We start from the raw sequence: 20,773 nt of genomic DNA on the forward strand, positions 1-20,773 counted from the left end.
CCGGCTGCTATTCCCAGCGAGCGCAATACGCCCGTTAAAAGGAGGCGCAATTCTATAGACGGGCTATCACAGTGTCAACTCAATAAAAAAAGCCCCCGCTGAGCGGGGGCTTTTTTCAAGTCATCACTTACTTAAGCGATAATTTTGGCTACGACGCCAGCGCCGACGGTACGACCGCCTTCACGGATAGCGAAACGCAGACCATCTTCCATTGCGATGGTTTTGATCAGGGTGACAACCATTTTGATGTTGTCGCCTGGCATTACCATTTCAACGCCTTCCGGCAGTTCGCAGTTACCGGTCACGTCAGTGGTCCGGAAGTAGAACTGTGGACGGTAGCCTTTGAAGAACGGAGTGTGACGACCGCCTTCTTCTTTGCTCAACACGTACACTTCAGCTTCGAAGGTAGTGTGCGGCTTAACCGAACCTGGCTTGACCAGAACCTGGCCACGCTCAACGTCGTCACGCTTGGTGCCGCGCAGCAGCACGCCGCAGTTCTCGCCAGCACGACCTTCGTCGAGCAGCTTACGGAACATTTCAACACCGGTGCAGGTGGTGACGGTAGTGTCACGCAGACCAACGATTTCCAGTGGATCCTGAACCTTGACGATACCGCGCTCGATACGACCAGTTACAACAGTACCGCGACCCGAGATCGAGAATACGTCTTCGATTGGCATCAGGAACGGCTTGTCGATAACACGAACTGGATCTGGGATGTAGCTGTCCAGAGTTTCAACCAGTTTACGAACGGCAGTGGTGCCCATTTCGTTGTCGTCTTGGCCGTTCAGAGCCATCAGAGCCGAACCGATGATGATCGGAGTGTCGTCACCTGGGAAGTCGTAAGTGCTCAGCAGATCGCGCACTTCCATCTCAACCAGTTCCAGCAGCTCAGCGTCGTCTACCATGTCAGCCTTGTTCAGGAAGACAACGATGTACGGAACGCCAACCTGACGGGACAGCAGGATGTGCTCACGGGTTTGTGGCATCGGACCATCAGCGGCCGAGCAAACCAGGATAGCGCCGTCCATCTGAGCAGCACCGGTGATCATGTTCTTCACGTAGTCAGCGTGACCTGGGCAGTCAACGTGAGCGTAGTGACGGATCAGCGAGTTGTATTCAACGTGCGCGGTGTTGATGGTGATACCACGAGCCTTTTCTTCTGGAGCGCTGTCGATTTTGTCGAAAGCAACAACAGCCGAACCGAAAACTTCGGAGCAGACGCGAGTCAGAGCAGCAGTCAGCGTGGTTTTACCGTGGTCGACGTGACCGATGGTGCCAACGTTGACGTGCGGTAGGGAACGATCAAATTTTTCTTTAGCCACGACAATTAACTCCTTGCCTAAAGGGCTGAATCAGCCTTGTTTTTTGGTGACAGTTTCGACGATGTGCGTCGGAGCTGGATTGTATTTTTTGAATTCCATGGAGTAGCTTGCGCGACCTTGGGACATGGAACGAACGTCGGTTGCATAACCGAACATCTCACCCAGCGGCACTTCAGCACGAATTACCTTGCCGGAAACCGTGTCTTCCATACCCAGGATCATGCCGCGACGACGGTTAAGGTCGCCCATCACGTCACCCATGTAGTCTTCAGGCGTAACAACTTCTACCGCCATGATCGGCTCGAGCAACTCACCACCGCCCTTCTGGGCCAGTTGCTTGGTCGCCATGGAAGCAGCCACCTTGAACGCCATCTCGTTGGAGTCGACGTCGTGGTAAGAACCATCAAACACGGTAGCCTTCAGGCCGATCAGCGGATAGCCGGCAACAACGCCGTTCTTCATCTGCTCTTCGATACCCTTCTGGATAGCCGGGATGTATTCCTTAGGAACCACACCACCTACTACTTCGTTCAGGAATTGCAGACCTTCCTGACCTTCGTCAGCAGGAGCAAAACGAATCCAGCAGTGACCGAACTGGCCACGACCGCCGGACTGACGAACGAACTTGCCTTCGATTTCGCAGTTCTTCGTGATGCGCTCACGATAGGAAACCTGAGGCTTGCCGATGTTGGCTTCGACGTTGAACTCACGGCGCATCCGGTCAACCAGGATGTCCAGGTGCAACTCGCCCATGCCAGAGATGATCGTTTGACCAGTCTCTTCATCGGTTTTAACGCGGAAAGATGGATCTTCCTGAGCAAGCTTGCCCAGAGCGATACCCATTTTTTCCTGGTCGTCCTTGGTCTTAGGCTCTACGGCAACCGAAATAACCGGCTCCGGGAAGTCCATGCGAACCAGGATGATTGGCTTGTCAGCGTTGCAGAGGGTTTCACCAGTGGTGACGTCCTTCATGCCGATCAGGGCCGCGATGTCACCAGCGCGCACTTCCTTGATCTCTTCACGGGCGTTTGCGTGCATTTGCACCATACGACCCACACGCTCTTTCTTGCCTTTAACCGAGTTGATCACGCCGTCGCCGGAGCTCAACACGCCCGAGTAAACGCGGACGAAGGTCAAAGTACCCACGAATGGGTCGGTAGCGATCTTGAACGCCAGAGCCGAGAACGGCTCCGCATCGTCTGCATGACGCTCCAGCTCGATAGTCTCGTCATCCGGGTCAGTACCCTTGATGGCTGGAATATCGGTAGGTGCAGGCAGGTAGTCGATAACAGCGTCGAGAACCAGGGGAACACCCTTGTTCTTGAAGGAAGAACCGCAAACAGCCAAGACGATCTCACCAGCGATAGTACGCTGACGCAGAGCAGCCTTGATTTCCTCGTTGGTGAGTTCTTCACCCTCAAGGTACTTGTTCATCAGCTCTTCGTTGGCTTCGGCAGCAGCCTCAACCATGTTGTTGCGCCATTCGTCAGCCAGCTCCTGCAGTTCAGCAGGGATAGCTTCACGACGTGGAGTCATGCCCTTGTCGGCATCGTTCCAGTAGACCGCTTCCATGTTGAGCAGATCGATCTGCCCCTGGAAGTTATCTTCCGAACCAATGGCCAACTGGATTGGCACCGGAGTGTGACCCAGACGCTGCTTGATCTGACCGATCACGCGCAGGAAGTTCGCACCAGCACGGTCCATCTTGTTGACGTAAACAAGACGCGGGACGCCGTATTTGTTGGCTTGACGCCATACGGTTTCCGACTGAGGCTCAACGCCCGAGGTACCGCAGAACACAACGACAGCGCCGTCGAGTACACGCAGGGAACGCTCAACTTCAATAGTGAAGTCTACGTGGCCCGGGGTATCGATTACGTTGAAGCGATGCTCGTCTTTGTACTGCTTGGCAGAACCTTTCCAGAAGGCGGTGATGGCAGCAGAAGTAATGGTAATACCACGCTCCTGCTCCTGCACCATCCAGTCTGTGGTCGCGGCGCCGTCATGCACCTCGCCCATCTTGTGACTTTTGCCAGTGTAAAAAAGGACGCGCTCGGTGGTGGTGGTTTTACCAGCATCCACGTGAGCGACGATACCGATGTTACGGTAGCGACTAATCGGAGTAGTACGAGCCATAAAGCCCTCGCAAAATTAGTGAAGCTAAAATTAGAAGCGGTAGTGCGAGAAAGCTTTGTTGGCTTCGGCCATACGGTGCACGTCTTCACGCTTCTTAACAGCAGCACCTTTACCTTCAGCAGCGTCCAACAGTTCGCCGGCCAAACGCAGAGCCATAGACTTCTCGCCGCGCTTGCGGGCGAAGTCTACCAACCAGCGCATTGCCAGGGCGTTACGACGGGACGGGCGAACTTCGACCGGAACCTGGTAAGTAGCACCGCCTACACGGCGCGACTTCACTTCGACCAGCGGAGCGATGGCGTCGAGAGCTTTCTCGAAGATTTCCAGGGGATCGCTGTTCTTGCGTTCTTTAACCTTTTCCAGCGCGCCATAAACGATACGCTCGGCAACGGCTTTCTTGCCGCTTTCCATCACGTGGTTCATGAACTTGGCCAGGATTTGGCTTCCGTATTTTGGATCGTCAAGCACTTCGCGCTTGGCTGCTACGCGTCTTCTTGGCATGGATAAGCCCTCAAACGGTCTTCAGGTTCGCTCGGAATCGGTGCCCTTACGGGACGCCTCCGACCTTACTCTTATCGACTCAGAAAATAAGATGATTCAGTTTTTACAAAAAGCCGCTACTACTTAGGCTTCTTGGTACCGTACTTCGAACGACCCTGGTTACGACCTTTAACGCCGGAAGTATCCAAGGAGCCGCGTACGGTGTGATAACGAACACCTGGCAAGTCTTTTACACGACCACCGCGGATCAGTACCACGCTGTGCTCTTGCAGGTTGTGGCCTTCACCACCGATGTACGAGGAAACCTCGAAACCGTTGGTCAGACGCACACGGCATACTTTACGCAGTGCCGAGTTAGGTTTTTTCGGCGTGGTGGTATACACACGGGTGCATACGCCACGACGTTGCGGGCAGTTCTGCAGCGCAGGCACGTCGGATTTCTCGACGATACGCTTACGCGGCTGACGTACCAGCTGGTTGATAGTTGCCATCTACTAGCTCCACTGTTGTCTTGCGACGCTATTGTCTTGCAAGAAAAGCAAAATGGCAGGAACGAGTTCCCGCCAAATTTAGGGGTACAAGAGTCTAAAGAGGATCTTGTCCCCAGTCAAGGCAAGGCCCCAACCTCCCCACCCATCGAGCCTCGACAAATTGTCTCGATTCGACGAACGGAGCGGTCAGGGCCTTACGCTCATTTATCGCAGAACTCAGTTACCGCTCGAGTTCAGCGCTTCGGTCAGTGCAGCTTCCACTTCACTGGCGCTTACGCGCAACGGTTTGTCAGCATCACGGCGACGCTTGCGCTCGCTGTGATAAGCCAGACCGGTACCAGCCGGGATCAGACGACCCACGACCACGTTTTCTTTCAGGCCGCGCAGGTAATCGCGCTTGCCGGTTACCGCCGCTTCGGTCAGTACACGAGTGGTCTCTTGGAAAGAGGCCGCCGAGATGAACGATTCGGTGGACAACGACGCCTTGGTGATACCCAGCAGAACGCGGGTGAACTTGGAGACGAACTTGTCGTCGCCAGCCAAACGCTCGTTCTCTACCAGGACGTGAGTCAATTCCATCTGGTCGCCCTTGATGAAAGTGGAATCGCCGGATTCAGCGATTTCAACTTTACGCAGCATCTGACGCAGGATGGTCTCGATGTGCTTATCGTTGATTTTCACGCCTTGCAGACGGTAAACGTCCTGGATCTCGTTAACGATGTACTTGGCCAGCGCACTCACACCCAGCAGACGCAGGATGTCGTGTGGATCGCTCGGGCCGTCGGAGATAACTTCGCCGCGATTTACCTGTTCGCCTTCGAAGACGTTCAGGTGACGCCACTTAGGAATCAGCTCTTCGTACGGATCGGTACCGTCGTTCGGAGTGATAACCAGACGGCGCTTGCCTTTGGTCTCTTTACCGAACGCGATGGTGCCGCTGACTTCAGCCAGAATCGAGGCTTCTTTCGGACGACGTGCTTCGAACAAGTCGGCAACACGCGGCAGACCACCGGTGATGTCGCGGGTCTTCGAAGTCTCTTGCGGAATACGCGCGATAACATCACCGATCGCGATTTTCGCACCATCCGCTACACCGACCAGGGCGTTGGCTGGCAGGAAGTACTGAGCGATTACGTCAGTGCCTGGCAGCAACAGATCCTTGCCGTTGTCGTCGACCATCTTCACGGCAGGACGGATGTCCTTACCGGCAGCTGGACGATCTTTGGCGTCGAGTACTTCAATGTTGGTCATACCGGTCAATTCGTCAGTCTGACGCTTGATCGTGATGCCTTCTTCCATGCCCACGTAGGTCACGGTACCTTTCATTTCGGTAACGATTGGGTGAGTGTGCGGGTCCCACTTGGCCACGATTGCGCCAGCGTCGACCTTGTCACCTTCTTTAACCGAAATCACAGCACCGTACGGCAGCTTGTAGCGCTCACGCTCACGACCGTAGTCATCAGCGATCGCCAGCTCACCGGAACGGGACACAGCAACCAGGCAACCATCCACTCGCTCAACGTGCTTCAGGTTGTGCAGACGGACGGTACCGCCATTCTTCACCTGAACGCTGTCGGCTGCGGAGGTCCGGCTTGCCGCACCACCAATGTGGAACGTACGCATGGTCAGCTGGGTACCCGGCTCACCGATGGACTGGGCAGCGATAACGCCAACCGCTTCACCGATGTTCACCTGGTGACCACGAGCCAGGTCACGGCCGTAGCACTTGGCGCAGATACCGTAGCGGGTTTCGCAACTGATCGGCGAACGCACGATCACTTCGTCGATGCTGTTCAGCTCGATGAACTCGACCCACTTCTCGTCTACCAGGGTGCCGGCAGGAACGATAACGTCCTCGGTACCTGGCTTGAACACGTCACGGGCGATAACACGACCCAATACGCGCTCACCCAGCGGCTCTACAACGTCACCGCCTTCAATGTGCGGAGTCATCAGCAAGCCGTGCTCGGTGCCGCAGTCGATCTCGGTTACAACCAGATCTTGTGCCACGTCTACCAGACGACGAGTCAGGTAACCGGAGTTAGCGGTTTTCAACGCGGTATCCGCCAGACCTTTACGAGCACCGTGAGTGGAGATGAAGTACTGGAGTACGCTCAAACCTTCACGGAAGTTCGCAGTAATCGGCGTTTCAATGATGGAGCCGTCCGGCTTGGCCATCAAGCCACGCATACCGGCGAGCTGACGGATCTGCGCAGCAGAACCCCGTGCGCCCGAGTCGGCCATCATGTACATCGAGTTGAAGGACTCTTGCTCGACTTCGACGCCATGACGGTCGATGACTTTCTCTTTCGAGAGGTTGGCCATCATCGCCTTGGAAACTTCGTCGTTCGCCTTGGACCAAAGGTCGATCACTTTGTTGTACTTCTCGCCCTGGGTTACCAGGCCGGAGGCGTACTGACTTTCGATTTCTTTCACTTCGTCGGTAGCAGCACCGATGATGCGGGCTTTTTCATCCGGGATAACGAAGTCGTTAACACCGATGGAAACGCCGGAAATGGTCGAATAGGCAAAACCGGTGTACATCAACTGGTCAGCGAAGATCACGGTCTCTTTCAAACCAACCACGCGGTAGCACTGGTTGATCAGCTTGGAGATCGCCTTTTTCTTCATTGGCAGGTTGACGACGTCGTACGACAGACCTTTTGGCACAACCTGGAACAACAGCGCACGACCGACAGTGGTGTCGACGATACGGGTGTTGGTCACGCTGCCGCCATCACGGTCGTTGACGGTTTCGTTGATCCGCACTTTGACTTTCGCGTGCAGTGCGGCTTCGCCAGCACGGAACACACGGTCAACTTCCTGCAGATCCGCGAACACACGACCTTCGCCCTTGGCGTTGATCGCTTCACGCGTCATGTAGTACAGACCCAATACAACGTCCTGCGACGGAACGATGATTGGCTCACCGTTGGCTGGCGACAGAATGTTGTTGGTCGACATCATCAACGCACGCGCTTCGAGCTGGGCTTCCAGCGTCAGCGGTACGTGCACGGCCATTTGGTCACCGTCGAAGTCGGCGTTGTACGCGGCGCAGACCAGTGGGTGCAGCTGGATAGCCTTACCTTCGATCAGTACCGGTTCAAACGCCTGGATACCCAGACGGTGAAGGGTCGGTGCACGGTTGAGGAGAACCGGGTGTTCACGGATCACTTCAGCGAGAACGTCCCAAACCTCTGGCAGCTCGCGCTCGACCATTTTCTTGGCTGCTTTGATGGTGGTCGCCAGACCACGCATTTCCAGCTTGCCGAAAATGAACGGCTTGAACAGTTCGAGAGCCATTTTCTTCGGCAGACCGCACTGGTGCAGACGCAGGGTCGGACCTACGGTAATTACCGAACGACCGGAGTAGTCAACACGCTTACCGAGCAAGTTCTGACGGAAACGACCTTGTTTACCCTTGATCATGTCAGCCAGGGATTTCAGAGGACGCTTGTTGGAACCAGTGATAGCGCGGCCACGACGACCGTTGTCGAGCAGTGCATCGACGGCTTCCTGCAACATACGCTTTTCGTTGCGCACGATGATGTCCGGAGCGGACAGATCAAGCAGGCGCTTCAAGCGGTTGTTACGGTTGATCACTCGACGATACAGATCGTTGAGGTCGGAAGTCGCGAAGCGACCGCCATCCAGCGGGACCAGCGGACGCAGATCTGGCGGCAGAACCGGCAGAACGGTCAGCACCATCCATTCTGGAAGATTGCCGGAACCCTGGAAGGCTTCCATCAACTTCAGACGCTTGGACAGCTTCTTGATTTTGGTTTCCGAGTTGGTTTGCGGAATTTCTTCGCGCAGGCGGCCAATCTCGTGCTCCAGGTCGATAGCGTGCAGCAGTTCACGGACAGCTTCAGCACCCATGCGGGCATCAAAGTCGTCGCCGAACTCTTCCAGCGCTTCGAAGTACTGCTCGTCGTTGAGCAACTGACCTTTTTCAAGGGTGGTCATGCCTGGATCGATAACGACGTAGCTCTCGAAGTAGAGAACGCGCTCGATATCACGCAGGGTCATGTCCATCAGCAAGCCGATACGCGACGGCAGCGATTTCAGGAACCAGATGTGGGCAACTGGCGAGGCCAGTTCGATGTGCGCCATGCGCTCACGACGAACTTTTGCCAGTGCAACTTCAACGCCGCACTTCTCGCAGATCACACCACGGTGTTTCAAGCGCTTGTACTTACCGCACAGGCACTCGTAATCCTTTACCGGGCCAAAGATCTTGGCGCAGAACAGGCCGTCACGCTCAGGTTTGAACGTACGGTAGTTGATGGTTTCCGGCTTTTTAACTTCACCGAACGACCACGAACGGATCATCTCAGGCGATGCCAATCCGATACGGATGGCGTCGAACTCTTCGACTTGACCCTGGTTTTTCAGCAAATTCAGTAGGTCTTTCAAGGCCTTTCCTCCTGGCGGAGCAGAGAGCGGGCAATCCTGCCCCGCTCTCGATTCACGTCACGTGTTATTCGGTTTCCAGATCGATATCGATGCCGAGGGAACGAATTTCTTTGATCAACACGTTGAAGGACTCGGGCATGCCCGGCTCCATACGGTGATCGCCGTCCACGATGTTTTTGTACATCTTGGTCCGGCCGTTCACATCGTCCGACTTCACTGTGAGCATTTCTTGCAGAGTGTATGCAGCACCGTATGCTTCCAGTGCCCAGACCTCCATCTCCCCGAAACGCTGACCACCGAACTGCGCCTTACCACCCAGCGGCTGCTGGGTAACCAGGCTGTACGAACCGGTAGAACGAGCGTGCATCTTGTCGTCTACCAAGTGGTTCAGCTTCAGCATGTACATGTAGCCAACGGTAACCGGACGCTCGAACTTGTTGCCGGTACGGCCGTCGGTCAGCTGCATCTGGCCGCTTTCTGGCAGGTCTGCCAGTTTCAGCATGGCCTTGATTTCGCTTTCCTTGGCGCCGTCGAACACTGGAGTGGCCATTGGCACGCCGCCACGCAGGTTTTTCGCCAGATCCAGGATTTCCTGGTCGGAGAAGTCATCCAGACTTTCCTGACGCCCGCCGATCTCGTTGTAGATCTCGTGCAGGAACTTGCGCAGCTCGGCAACTTTACGCTGCTCTTCGATCATGCGGTTGATCTTCTCGCCCAGGCCCTTGGCCGCGAGGCCCAGGTGGGTTTCGAGAATCTGACCAACGTTCATACGCGAAGGTACGCCCAGTGGGTTGAGGACCACGTCGACCGGGGTGCCATTGGCATCGTGCGGCATGTCTTCAACCGGCATGATCACGGAGACCACACCTTTGTTACCGTGACGACCGGCCATCTTGTCGCCCGGCTGGATGCGGCGACGGATTGCCAGGTAAACCTTGACGATTTTCAGCACGCCTGGAGCCAGGTCATCGCCCTGCTGCAGTTTGCGCTTCTTGTCTTCGAACTTGTCGTCCAGCAGACGGCGGCGATCAACGATGTAGGCCTGGGCCTTCTCGAGCTGCTCGTTCAGAGCATCTTCAGCCATGCGCAGTTTGAACCACTGGCCGTGCTCAAGACCGTCGAGTACTTCGTCGGTGATGTCCTGACCTTTCTTCAGGCCGGCGCCGCCTTCGGCTTTGTGGCCGACCAGAGCGGAACGCAGACGTTCGAAAGTCGCGCCTTCAACGATACGGAACTCTTCGTTCAGATCCTTGCGGATCTCGTCGAGTTGAGTCTTCTCGATGGACAGTGCACGCGCATCACGCTCAACGCCGTCACGGGTGAAGACCTGTACGTCGATGACTGTGCCCTTGGTACCGGTTGGTACGCGCAGGGAAGTGTCTTTAACGTCGCTGGCTTTTTCACCGAAGATCGCACGCAGCAGTTTTTCTTCCGGAGTCAGTTGGGTCTCGCCTTTCGGAGTGACCTTACCCACCAGGATGTCGCCTGCGCCTACTTCAGCACCTACGTAAACGATACCGGCTTCGTCCAGCTTGTTCAGTGCCGCTTCACCCACGTTAGGGATGTCGGCAGTGATTTCCTCTGGCCCAAGCTTGGTGTCACGTGCCACACAGGTCAATTCCTGGATGTGGATCGTGGTAAAGCGGTCTTCCTGAACAACACGTTCCGACAGGCAGATGGAGTCTTCGAAGTTGAAGCCGTTCCATGCCATGAAGGCGATGCGCATGTTCTGACCCAGTGCCAGCTCACCCATGTCGGTGGACGGGCCGTCGGCCATGATGTCGCTACGCTGAACCCGATCACCTTTACGCACCAGCGGACGCTGGTTGATGCAGGTGTTCTGGTTGGAGCGGGTGTACTTGGTCAGGTTGTAGATGTCGACACCAGCTTCGCCGGTTTCAACTTCGTCATCAGCAACACGAACCACGATACGGCTGGCGTCGACGGAGTCAATAACACCGCCACGACGAGCTACGACGCAAACGCCGGAGTCACGGGCTACGTTACGCTCCATGCCGGTACCGACCAGCGGCTTGTCAGCGCGCAGGGTGGGTACAGCTTGACGCTGCATGTTCGAGCCCATCAACGCACGGTTGGCGTCATCGTGCTCGAGGAACGGGATCAGCGACGCTGCAACCGAAACTACCTGCTTCGGCGATACGTCCATCAGGGTGACGTCTTCCGGCGCCTTGACGGTGAACTCGTTCAGGTGACGAACAGCTACCAGCTCGTCGATCAGCACTTTTTTGTCGTTCATCGTGGCCGAAGCCTGAGCGATCACGTGATCAGCTTCTTCGATGGCGGACAGGAACACGATCTCGTCGGTGACCAGAGCGTCTTTCACCACACGGTACGGGCTCTCGAGGAAGCCGTACTGGTTGGTGCGCGCATAGGCAGCCAGGGAGTTGATCAGACCGATGTTCGGACCTTCCGGCGTTTCAATCGGGCAGACACGACCGTAGTGAGTCGGGTGTACGTCACGGACTTCAAAGCCAGCACGCTCACGCGTCAGACCGCCAGGGCCGAGTGCAGAGACACGACGCTTGTGGGTGATCTCGGACAACGGGTTGTTCTGGTCCATGAACTGGGACAGCTGGCTGGAACCGAAGAACTCTTTCACCGCCGCAGCCACGGGCTTGGCGTTGATCAGATCTTGCGGCATCAGGCCTTCGCTTTCAGCCATCGACAGACGCTCTTTGACCGCACGCTCAACACGCACCAGGCCAACGCGGAACTGGTTCTCGGCCATTTCGCCTACGCAGCGAACACGACGGTTACCCAGGTGGTCAATGTCATCGACGATGCCTTTACCGTTACGGATGTCGACCAGGGTCTTCAGTACCGCGACGATGTCTTCCTTGCACAGCACGCCCGAACCTTCGATCTCGGTACGACCGATACGACGGTTGAACTTCATCCGGCCGACCGCAGACAGGTCATAGCGCTCAGGACTGAAGAACAGGTTGTTGAACAGGGTCTCGGCAGCGTCTTTGGTTGGCGGCTCGCCTGGACGCATCATGCGATAGATTTCGACCAGCGCTTCCAATTGGTTGCTGGTGGAGTCGATCTTCAGGGTGTCGGAGACGAACGGACCGCAGTCGATATCGTTGGTGTACAGAGTCTCGATGCGGACAACCTGGGACTTGGCGATTTTCGCCAGGATCTCGGTGTTCAGCTCGGTGTTGCACTCTGCCAGGATTTCGCCGGTTGCCGGGTGCACGATGACCTTGGCGGTAGTACGGCCCAGGACGTAGTCCAGAGGTACTTCCAGCTCTTTGATCCCGGCTTTTTCCAGCTGGTTGATGTGACGAGCAGTGATACGACGACCTTGCTCGACAATAACCTTGCCTTTGTCATCCAGAATATCCAGGACCGCAATTTCACCGCGCAGGCGCTGAGGCACCAGCTCCAGGCTCAGGCTCTCGCCTTTCACATGGAATACGTTGGTGGTGTAGAACGCGTCCAGCACTTCTTCAGTGGTATAGCCCAGCGCGCGCAGCAGTACCGATGCAGGCAGCTTGCGACGACGGTCGATACGCACGAATACGCAGTCTTTCGGGTCGAACTCGAAGTCCAGCCACGAACCGCGGTAAGGAATGATCCGCGCCGAGTACAGGAGTTTGCCAGAGCTGTGCGTCTTGCCACGGTCGTGGTCGAAGAACACGCCCGGGGAACGGTGCAGCTGGGAAACGATTACACGCTCGGTACCGTTGATTACGAAGGTACCGTTCTCAGTCATCAGGGGGATTTCACCCATGTAGACTTCTTGCTCTTTGATGTCCTTGATCGCTTTGTTCGACGATTCTTTGTCGAAAATGATCAGGCGCACTTTTACCCGCAAAGGTACGGCGTAAGTTACACCGCGCAATACGCATTCTTTGACATCAAATGCCGGTTCGCCCAGGCGATAACCGACGTACTCCAGCGCAGCATTGCCGGAGTAGCTGATGATCGGGAAAACGGATTTGAAGGCCGCATGCAGGCCCACGTCGCGGAACTGATCTTTAGTCGCTCCCGCTTGCAAGAATTCACGATACGAATCCAGCTGGATGGCCAGGAGGTAAGGCACATCCATGACGTCCGGCAACTTGCTAAAGTCCTTGCGGATACGTTTTTTCTCAGTATATGAGTAAGCCATCAGCGTTCCCCAGCTTGGTCACCTGCTTGTTTGGCCCCTCCCGACGGGAGCAGCCAGAAAATCGTGCAAACCCCATGGTTTGCGCCACCGCATCGGGTGGTTACAGCACGTTATCGACACCGACCCAATCGGCTGCCAATAACGGAAAAAGGCCGGTGGCAAGAGCCACCAGCCATCAGCCTGTCGCTTAACGCTCGGGCTGGAAACGCAAAGTCGAAGCTTACTTCAGCTCGACTTTAGCGCCTGCTTCTTCCAGAGTTGCTTTGGCTTTGTCAGCTGCGTCTTTCGAAACAGCTTCCAGAACCATGGCAGGAGCGCCGTCAACTACAGCCTTGGCTTCTTTCAGGCCCAGACCGGTCAGTTCACGTACTGCCTTGATCACGTTTACTTTCTTCTCGCCAGCTTCGGTCAGCATGACGTTGAATTCGGTTTGCTCTTCAACAACAGCGGCAGCAGCAGCAGGACCTGCCGATGCAGCAGCAGCGGAAACGCCGAATTTTTCTTCGAAAGCTTTGATCAGCTCAACAACCTGCAGAACCGACATTTCAGCTACGGCGTTGAGGATATCGTCTTGGGAGATAGACATTGCTGTATTTCCTGAATTGGGGGACGGCCTACGCGGCCATCGAAATAAACAAAAATACGCGAGAGAAAGTGCTCAGCCTTAGGCTGCGGCAGCTTCTTTTTGCTCGCGAACTGCAGCCAGAGTACGAGCCAACTTGCTGGTAGCGCCTTGAATCACGCTCATCAGCTGAGAAATAGCTTCGTTACGGGTCGGCAGTGTTGCCAGTACGTCGATTTGGTTAGCTGCGAGGAACTTGCCCTCGAACGCAGCTGCCTTGATCTCGAACTTATCCTGACTCTTGGCGAATTCCTTGAACAAACGGGCAGCAGCGCCTGGATGATCTTTGGAGAACGCGATCAGAGTCGGGCCAGTGAACACGTCGTTGAGGACACTGTATTCAGTGTCAGCAACAGCGCGCTTGAGCAGGGTGTTACGTACAACACGTACGTATACGCCAGCTTCACGAGCCTCTTTACGGAGTCCGGTCATAGCGCCTACTGTCACACCACGGGCATCAGCCACGACAGCGGACAGAGCAGCTTTGGCAGCCTCGTTGACTTCAGCGACGATGGCCTTCTTGTCTTCGAGATTAATTGCCACGGGTTTAACTCCTGCTTGTTACCGTTTCATCTGGCCGGAGCCGGATGTCGTTTTGGTGTCTGATTCGGTAAGGAACCGGGAGCACCATCTGCGTAGGCTTGTGGTTTAAGACTTGCGTCGCCTACGGTCTTGGATAGCCCCCGCCAGGCAGGGACCCCAATTTTTCAATTGGCGTGATTTCTCACGCCAATGTATTGCTTATACGTCCAGCGAGCCTTGGTCGATGACCAGACCTGGGCCCATAGTGGTGCTCAGGGTAACGCGCTTGACGTAGATACCTTTCGAAGAAGCTGGCTTGATACGCTTCAGATCAGCGATCAGGGCTTCAACGTTTTCCTTCAGCTTGACGGCGTCGAAACCGACTTTGCCAACGGAAGTGTGGATGATGCCGTTTTTGTCGGTGCGATAACGAACCTGACCAGCCTTGGCGTTTTTAACCGCGGTAGCTACGTCTGGAGTTACGGTGCCGACTTTAGGGTTAGGCATCAGACCACGTGGACCGAGGATCTGACCCAACTGACCTACAACGCGCATTGCATCCGGGGAGGCAATTACTACGTCATAGTTCAGGTCGCCGCCTTTCATTTCGGCAGCCAGGTCGTCCATGCCAACGCGATCGGCGCCAGCGGCCAGAGCAGCTTCAGCTGCCGGGCCTTGGGTGAAAACAGCAACACGTACAGTCTTGCCAGTACCGTGTGGCAGCACAGTAGCGCTACGAACGACCTGGTCGGATTTACGTGGGTCAACGCCCAGGTTTACAGCAACGTCAACGGACTCGCTGAACTTGACAGTCGACAGCTCGGTCAGCAGGGCAGCAGCGTCTACAAAGTTGTAGGACTTGCCCGCTTCGATTTTGCCGGCGATAGCCTTTTGGCGCTTGGTCAGCTTAGCCATTACACACCCTCCACGTTAAGGCCCATGCTACGAGCAGAACCGGCGATAGTACGCACGGCTGCTTCCATATCAGCTGCAGTCAGATCCGCGTTTTTGGTTTTCGCGATTTCTTCCAGCTGAGCACGAGTTACGGTGCCAACCTTAACGGTGTTAGGACGAGCGGAACCGCTAGTCAGACCAGCAGCCTTCTTCAGCAGAACCGAAGCAGGGGTCGACTTGGTTTCGAACGTGAAGCTACGGTCGCTGTAGACAGTGATGATCACTGGAGTCGGCAGACCTGGCTCAAGACCCTGAGTACGGGCGTTGAAAGCCTTGCAGAATTCCATGATGTTCACGCCGTGCTGACCCAGGGCCGGACCAACAGGTGGGCTTGGGTTAGCCTGAGCGGCCTTCACTTGCAGCTTGATGTAAGCGGTAATCTTCTTGGCCATGAGGCACTCCAATTACGGGTTCAAACGCCTCGAGAGGCTCCCCGGTTACTTGCGCGTTTATCCCAGTGACGACAAAACCCCACAGCCTAGGGCTGCGGGGTTGGGATGCTTGTTCGGCTAGACCTTTTCGACCTGGCTGAACTCCAGCTCTACCGGAGTAGAGCGACCGAAAATGAGCACTGCCACTTGGATCCGGCTCTTTTCGTAGTTAACTTCTTCGACCGTGCCATTGAAATCGGCAAACGGACCGTCGGTGACACGAACCACTTCGCCCGGCTCGAACAACGTCTTCGGCTTCGGCTTGTCGCTACCATCAGCAACACGACGCAGAATCGCTTCTGCCTCTTTATCAGTGATCGGTGCAGGTTTATCAGCAGTACCGCCGATGAAACCCATCACCCGAGGAGTGTCCTTGACCAAGTGCCAAGTACCCTCGTTCATATCCATCTGCACCAGCACATAACCAGGGAAGAACTTGCGCTCGCTTTTGCGTTTCTGGCCATTACGCATTTCAACCACTTCTTCAGTGGGAACCAGAATTTCGCCGAAGCCATCTTCCATGCCAGCCAGCTTTACGCGCTCTACCAACGAGCGCATGACATGCTTCTCGTAACCCGAGTAAGCATGCACAACGTACCAACGCTTAGCCACGGGACACCCTTAGCCAACAATCAAGGAAACAAGCCAACCGAGCAGGGAATCAAGCCCCCACAACAGCAACGCCATAACCAGAACAACAGCCACCACAATCAGGGTGGTCTGCGTGGTTTCTTGGCGAGTTGGCCACACGACTTTACGAATCTCGGTGCGAGCTTCCTTAACGAGTACAAAGAAAGACTTGCCCTTCGCTGTCTGCAGGCCTACAAAGGCAGCTACAGCGGCAATAGCAAGCAAAGCGAGTACACGGTACAGGATCGGCGAAGCAGAGTAATACTGATTGCCAACAACGCCAACAACCACCAAAGCAGCTACTACTAGCCACTTAAGCAGATCGAAGCGAGAGCCTTGAGCTTCAGCTTTAGGAGTCATCTATGAAGATCCTGTGAAAAGAAAGCCAGACACACTGAGTGAATCTGGCAGGTCAGGAGGGAATCGAACCCCCAACCTACGGTTTTGGAGACCGTCGCTCTGCCAATTGAGCTACTGACCTAAAACAAAATCAGGCCGACCATTATGCCGGCCTGAAAAAGACATTACAACAACTTACTCGATTACTTTGGCTACGACGCCGGCACCGACGGTACGACCGCCTTCACGAATAGCGAAACGCAGACCATCTTCCATCGCGATGGTTTTGATCAGCGTGACAGTCATCTGAATGTTGTCACCCGGCATTACCATTTCGACGCCTTCCGGCAGCTCGCAGTTACCGGTCACATCCGTGGTCCGGAAGTAGAACTGTGGACGGTAGCCTTTGAAGAATGGCGTATGACGACCACCCTCTTCCTTGCTCAGAACGTAAACTTCTGCAGTGAACTTGGTGTGAGGCTTGACAGTACCCGGCTTGACCAGGACCTGACCACGCTCAACATCATCACGCTTGGTGCCACGCAGCAGTACGCCGCAGTTCTCACCAGCACGACCTTCGTCCAGCAGCTTGCGGAACATCTCAACACCCGTACAAGTCGTCTTGACCGTATCACGCAGACCAACGATCTCGACTTCTTCCTGAATGCGAACAATGCCACGCTCAACACGACCAGTTACAACCGTACCACGACCAGAGATCGAGAATACGTCTTCAATTGGCATCAGGAACGGCTTATCGATAGCGCGCTCAGGCTGCGGAATATAGGTATCTAGAGTCTCAACCAACTTCTTGACGGCGGTAGTGCCCATCCCATTGTCGTCTTGACCATTCAGCGCCATCAGCGCCGAACCAATGATGATCGGAGTGTCGTCACCCGGGAAATCGTAAGTGCTGAGCAAGTCACGCACTTCCATCTCAACCAGCTCCAGCAGCTCAGCATCGTCAACCATGTCAGCCTTATTCAGGAAGACCACGATGTACGGAACACCTACCTGACGGGACAACAGGATGTGCTCACGAGTTTGCGGCATCGGACCATCAGCGGCCGAGCAAACCAGGATAGCTCCATCCATCTGAGCAGCACCGGTAATCATGTTTTTTACGTAGTCGGCGTGACCTGGGCAATCAACGTGCGCATAGTGACGCACAGCCGAATCGTACTCAACGTGAGCGGTGTTAATGGTAATGCCACGAGCTTTTTCTTCAGGGGCGCTATCGATCTTGTCGAAGTCAACCTTCGCCGAACCGAATACTTCGGAGCAGACGCGAGTCAGAGCAGCAGTCAGAGTAGTCTTGCCGTGGTCGACGTGACCAATGGTGCCTACGTTGACGTGCGGCTTATTACGTTCGAACTTTTCCTTAGCCATCGAATTCACCCCTACAGAGAAGAATTAAACAAGTCACACTAGCCATTAAAACAAAGGCAGATATTTTCATATCTGCCTTGTTATATGGAGCTCTTGAGCGGATTTGAACCGCTGACCTCACCCTTACCAAGGGTGTGCTCTACCAACTGAGCTACAAGAGCGAAACACTTTGCACAACCTGCGAACTTGGAGCGGGTAGCGGGAATCGAACCCGCATCATCAGCTTGGAAGGCTGAGGTTCTACCACTAAACTATACCCGCGTAAGCTTGCAGCTCACGCTAAAAATGGTGGAGGGGGAAGGATTCGAACCTTCGAAGTCGTAGACGTCAGATTTACAGTCTGATCCCTTTGGCCGCTCGGGAACCCCTCCTAAGCGAGCCGGCATTCTACATCATGCCAGCCTTCTGTCAAGCATTTTCTCATTAAAAACCTGAGGTTAGCTGCGTTGACCGTGCTTCGCGATGTTTGCCGTTAAAGGCCTTCACTGCGTAGCGGGCGCCATTCTATGCAACCTATTGAGCAGTTGCAACCCCCTCGCACCGCATTATTTTATGTTTTAACTCATTGAATTCATTAACAAGCTTCTGCAAGGCAGCATCATCGGCCAAATGCCGCGTTTGCGGGGATACGCGCATCCAGAAGCCGGCTGAATCTGGCAGGGAAGTCGCCAGCTGCTGCACCTTAATATCCAGCGCGGCCAGACGCCCCTCGAATGTCTTGGCCGTCTCCTGACGAGCAAAGCCGCCCAGGTACAGACAGCCCTCATCCGCCGACTCCACCCTGGACTTGTCGCGCGTCGCTGCGGAGTCCTTGCTCTCACTCAACAGACGGATATCCTGCTGCGAACCACGGTACAAACTCAGCGGCGTAACGTCCTTGGCACGCAAGGGAGCCTCCTGCTGATGCCAGACGTAATAGAAGACGTTAAGAACCAACAACAGCAGAAACAACCAACGCATAAGAACCTCAGGACAATGGACAGGCCATGGCCAGACCCACAAATACAAGATCCGGCACTACCCGCGCTTGCGGGACGACTCCAGACACCAGGTCCGCGTCGCCGCCGGTGAGAAACACGGTAAAATCTTCACCCCAGTACTCACGCGCGAGTTCCAGCTGAGTCAGGACGAACCCACGCAGCATCAATGAACAGCCACGCTCTACCGCCTCAACCGTATTGCGACCCGGAGCGAAACTTTCCAGGGCCTGGGAGGCTGCAATATCGTCATAACGAATGCGTCGAGTATGTGTGCGTAATTGATGACGCATGAGGGGCATACCTGGGCAAATGAATCCCCCCAAGTGCTTGCCATCTGCAGCAATGAAGTCGGCCGTCAGGGCCGTACCGAAATCCAGCACCAGGCAGGCCCCTGCAGCCAGATGGTAGGCGCCGAGCATCGCCAGCCAGCGATCGAGCCCCAATCGCTGAAAATCCTCGTATCCATTCTCAAGCCCGGACATCGCCCTGGACGGCGCCGCACACAACGCGACAACACCAAATGCATCGGCCAATGCTGTCACGAGCGCGGCCGTTTCATCATTGGTGCGCACACTGACCAGGCGACAGTGCTTGAGATCCAGCCCCACACACCCGCGCAAACTGTCCAGCAGGGCCAGGTCCGAGTCCACCACGCCCTCGGCAACCAGATGTGCGGCGTCTGCATGCAGCACACGCCACTTGATAAAGCTGTTCCCACAGTCGAGCTCAAGAATCATCGCGCAGCCTCAAACTTAGCTCGCCACCACTAAAAACCTTTTCCACGCCATCTACTTTCAAGCGCAGCGCACCTTGCCCGTCGATGCCTATCACCACACCGTCAATCCGGTTGACCCCGGCAATCAGTGACACCGCACGCCCTTGCCAGAGGTGCCCTTGCTCCCACTGCGCCTGTAGTACCGCAAAACCTGCAGACTGGTGACGATTCAGGTGCTCCTGGAGCACGCCACCGAGGTGCGCCACTAGCAGATTGCGATCAAACGCCTTGCCGGCCTCCAGATACATGGAGGTCCACTGCTGATCGACCTCATCAGCCTCCTGCATGTTCACGTTGATCCCCACACCGAGGACAACATGGCAAACGTCAGCAGGATCTCCGACCAGCTCCAACAATATGCCGGCGATCTTTTTCTCGCCAACCAGAACATCGTTAGGCCACTTCAACCCCGCACCTGCAATGCCCAGGTCTCTCAAGGTCTGCATCACTGCAAGGCCCACCACTAGGCTCAGGCCTTCCAGCTGGCGCATACCACCCTCGATGCGCAGCACCAGGCTGTAGTACAGGTTTTCGGCAAAGGGACTGACCCACTTGCGACCCCGGCGACCACGACCGGTAGTTTGTCGTTCCGCAAGCACCAGGAACGGCGCCGCCACCCCGCCCTCGATTGAGCGCAGGGCTTCGGCATTGGTTGAATCAAGCGAGTCAAAAACCAGCACCGGCCATTGACTGGACGGCGAATGCTCAGCGATCCCGGCCGGATCGAGCAGCGTCAGTGGCGCGCGCAGCTGATAGCCGCGACCGCGCACCTTATGAATAGTGAGACCCAACTCCGCCTCGAGATGCTGGAGCTGCTTCCAGACAGCACTCCGACTGATTCCCAGAGCAACGCCAAGCGCCTGCCCGGAATGGAAACGACCATCTTTCAAGAGTTTTAACAACGTCAGCATGCAAGTATCGCCTCACAATGAGGCCCGCATGATAGCCATGCCCCGCGCCCTTGCATAGAAACCCTACACGCCAACTTTCTCCCGGACAAAAACAAAACCCCTACCTGCATACGCAGATAGGGGTTTCGGAATTTAATCTTGACGATGACCTACTCTCACATGGGGAAACCCCACACTACCATCGGCGATGCATCGTTTCACTGCTGAGTTCGG

At 55.5% G+C, this 20,773-nt stretch carries 16 protein-coding genes, 4 tRNA genes and 1 rRNA gene; all 21 read right to left on the reverse strand.

The features are described 5' to 3' along the window. Window positions 1-131: 131 nt before the first annotated feature. A complete protein-coding gene (gene tuf / locus AACY45_RS21175; RefSeq protein ID WP_150582439.1) occupies window positions 132-1,325 on the reverse strand; it encodes an elongation factor Tu in 1,194 nt (397 codons plus the stop codon). Window positions 1,326-1,355: 30 nt separating this feature from the next. After that, on the reverse strand, window positions 1,356-3,461 hold the full coding sequence (gene fusA / locus AACY45_RS21180) for an elongation factor G (protein ID WP_185819081.1): 2,106 nt from the start codon (window positions 3,459-3,461) through the stop codon (window positions 1,356-1,358). Between the two features lie 30 nt (window positions 3,462-3,491). Continuing rightward, window positions 3,492-3,962, reverse strand: a complete 471-nt coding sequence (gene rpsG / locus AACY45_RS21185; RefSeq protein ID WP_002555493.1) for a 30S ribosomal protein S7 — start codon at window positions 3,960-3,962, stop codon at window positions 3,492-3,494. A 119-nt stretch (window positions 3,963-4,081) separates the two neighbouring features. After that, entirely contained in the window at window positions 4,082-4,453 is a 372-nt protein-coding gene (gene rpsL / locus AACY45_RS21190) for a 30S ribosomal protein S12 (protein ID WP_002555494.1), read from the reverse strand. Window positions 4,454-4,669: 216 nt separating this feature from the next. After that, on the reverse strand, window positions 4,670-8,869 hold the full coding sequence (gene rpoC, locus AACY45_RS21195) for a DNA-directed RNA polymerase subunit beta' (protein WP_166591487.1): 4,200 nt from the start codon (window positions 8,867-8,869) through the stop codon (window positions 4,670-4,672). A gap of 64 nt (window positions 8,870-8,933) precedes the next feature. Continuing rightward, window positions 8,934-13,007, reverse strand: a complete 4,074-nt coding sequence (gene rpoB, locus AACY45_RS21200) for a DNA-directed RNA polymerase subunit beta (RefSeq protein ID WP_166591488.1) — start codon at window positions 13,005-13,007, stop codon at window positions 8,934-8,936. Between the two features lie 220 nt (window positions 13,008-13,227). Then, the gene (gene rplL, locus AACY45_RS21205; RefSeq protein WP_025215758.1) at window positions 13,228-13,593 is read right to left on the reverse strand and encodes a 50S ribosomal protein L7/L12; all 366 of its coding nucleotides are present in this window, start codon (window positions 13,591-13,593) and stop codon (window positions 13,228-13,230) included. Window positions 13,594-13,671: 78 nt separating this feature from the next. After that, complete coding sequence (gene rplJ, locus AACY45_RS21210) at window positions 13,672-14,172, reverse strand: 50S ribosomal protein L10 (protein ID WP_003176433.1); 501 nt, start codon at window positions 14,170-14,172, stop codon at window positions 13,672-13,674. A gap of 198 nt (window positions 14,173-14,370) precedes the next feature. Further along, entirely contained in the window at window positions 14,371-15,066 is a 696-nt protein-coding gene (rplA, locus tag AACY45_RS21215) for a 50S ribosomal protein L1 (RefSeq protein ID WP_003176434.1), read from the reverse strand. After that, a complete protein-coding gene (gene rplK, locus AACY45_RS21220; protein WP_007933726.1) occupies window positions 15,066-15,497 on the reverse strand; it encodes a 50S ribosomal protein L11 in 432 nt (143 codons plus the stop codon). The genes rplA and rplK overlap by 1 nt, the downstream gene beginning before the upstream one ends. A gap of 117 nt (window positions 15,498-15,614) precedes the next feature. Then, window positions 15,615-16,148, reverse strand: a complete 534-nt coding sequence (gene nusG / locus AACY45_RS21225; protein ID WP_003186097.1) for a transcription termination/antitermination protein NusG — start codon at window positions 16,146-16,148, stop codon at window positions 15,615-15,617. A 9-nt stretch (window positions 16,149-16,157) separates the two neighbouring features. Next, on the reverse strand, window positions 16,158-16,526 hold the full coding sequence (secE, locus tag AACY45_RS21230) for a preprotein translocase subunit SecE (RefSeq protein ID WP_095147411.1): 369 nt from the start codon (window positions 16,524-16,526) through the stop codon (window positions 16,158-16,160). A gap of 45 nt (window positions 16,527-16,571) precedes the next feature. Further along, window positions 16,572-16,647: transfer RNA gene (locus tag AACY45_RS21235), tRNA-Trp, on the reverse strand. A 53-nt stretch (window positions 16,648-16,700) separates the two neighbouring features. Next, window positions 16,701-17,894 (reverse strand): elongation factor Tu, encoded by a 1,194-nt coding sequence (gene tuf / locus AACY45_RS21240; RefSeq protein WP_339547234.1) that lies wholly within the window; start codon window positions 17,892-17,894, stop codon window positions 16,701-16,703. 85 nt (window positions 17,895-17,979) lie between these two features. Then, window positions 17,980-18,055, reverse strand: a tRNA-Thr gene (locus AACY45_RS21245). Between the two features lie 26 nt (window positions 18,056-18,081). Beyond that, a tRNA-Gly gene (locus AACY45_RS21250) sits at window positions 18,082-18,155 on the reverse strand. Between the two features lie 25 nt (window positions 18,156-18,180). Next, a tRNA-Tyr gene (locus AACY45_RS21255) sits at window positions 18,181-18,265 on the reverse strand. A 142-nt stretch (window positions 18,266-18,407) separates the two neighbouring features. Then, window positions 18,408-18,854 (reverse strand): hypothetical protein, encoded by a 447-nt coding sequence (locus AACY45_RS21260; RefSeq protein ID WP_339547235.1) that lies wholly within the window; start codon window positions 18,852-18,854, stop codon window positions 18,408-18,410. Window positions 18,855-18,861: 7 nt separating this feature from the next. After that, window positions 18,862-19,611 (reverse strand): pantothenate kinase, encoded by a 750-nt coding sequence (locus AACY45_RS21265; RefSeq protein WP_339547236.1) that lies wholly within the window; start codon window positions 19,609-19,611, stop codon window positions 18,862-18,864. Next, window positions 19,601-20,560 (reverse strand): bifunctional biotin--[acetyl-CoA-carboxylase] ligase/biotin operon repressor BirA, encoded by a 960-nt coding sequence (gene birA / locus AACY45_RS21270; RefSeq protein WP_339547237.1) that lies wholly within the window; start codon window positions 20,558-20,560, stop codon window positions 19,601-19,603. Before birA ends, AACY45_RS21265 begins: the two co-directional genes overlap by 11 nt. Window positions 20,561-20,696: 136 nt before the next feature. Next, window positions 20,697-20,773: ribosomal RNA gene (rrf, locus tag AACY45_RS29325) — 5S ribosomal RNA — on the reverse strand; the annotation flags it as partial.

The sequence above is a fragment of the Pseudomonas sp. RA_35y_Pfl2_P32 genome (genome assembly GCF_963970735.1).
In the GTDB taxonomy this organism is placed as follows: domain Bacteria; phylum Pseudomonadota; class Gammaproteobacteria; order Pseudomonadales; family Pseudomonadaceae; genus Aquipseudomonas.